Source organism: Agrobacterium sp. 22094, from assembly GCF_052046015.1.
Classification (GTDB): Bacteria; Pseudomonadota; Alphaproteobacteria; order Rhizobiales; family Rhizobiaceae; genus Agrobacterium; species Agrobacterium cavarae.
In genome coordinates this window covers 1-302 of record NZ_JBQEPX010000068.1, presented here as the reverse complement: position 1 = coordinate 302, position 302 = coordinate 1, and the positions used below count along the sequence as shown (strand labels likewise).

Sequence of the window (302 nt, the reverse complement as noted above, 5' to 3'; positions counted from 1 at the left end):
AAGAGACACCCGATACTCAACTTCACGTACTCATTACATTCATAGATGAACTCTTTAAGATTCTTACTACACGTTGTTCTCTTAAATTACTTGTTAATGATCAAAAAGAATCTTTAAGAATCGTAGCAAATATTATCCCAATACCAGGAACATCTTATATCACGATTAACAATCTAATCTCTGATATCTATCATATTGAATTTTTATTAAAGATTTGTTTCCCAACAGTAATAACAAGTTTTACTTTTATTCTGATGAACCAGGATCATGAACGTGAGTTAAACAATGTTGTAAGTAGAATT

The 302-nt window shown here is 29.5% G+C and carries 1 protein-coding gene; it reads left to right on the top strand.

From position 1 onward, the window contains the following. Window positions 1–302: hypothetical protein (locus tag ACTJK5_RS23200; RefSeq protein WP_440613347.1), on the top strand; the 302-nt coding region annotated here is incomplete at both ends.